Source organism: Buttiauxella sp. S19-1 (assembly GCF_022134725.1).
Taxonomy (GTDB): domain Bacteria; phylum Pseudomonadota; class Gammaproteobacteria; order Enterobacterales; family Enterobacteriaceae; genus Buttiauxella; species Buttiauxella ferragutiae.
Genome location: NZ_JAHWLU010000298.1, coordinates 1 through 274, shown reverse-complemented (window position 1 = coordinate 274; position 274 = coordinate 1). Strand labels below are relative to the sequence as shown.

The window sequence follows — 274 nt, the reverse complement described above, 5'->3', positions numbered from 1 at the left end:
CTACTCTCGCATGGGGAGACCCCACACTACCATCGGCGCTACGGCGTTTCACTTCTGAGTTCGGCATGGGGTCAGGTGGGACCACCGCGCTAGTGCCGCCAGGCATATTCTGTTTTGTTAACCGTTGCGTTATTCACACAACCATCAACTTAAAATCTCGGTTCAAGCTGAAAATCAAATGCTTAGTCTCTCAACCAAAACACCTTCGGTGTTGTAAGGTTAAGCCTCACGGATCATTAGTACTGGTTAGCTCAACGTATCGCTACGCTTACAC

At 49.3% G+C, this 274-nt stretch carries 1 rRNA gene; it reads right to left on the bottom strand.

The features are described 5' to 3' along the window. A 5S ribosomal RNA gene (gene rrf, locus MES37_RS24655) occupies positions 1–103 on the bottom strand; the annotation flags it as partial. Positions 104–274: the final 171 nt, after the last annotated feature.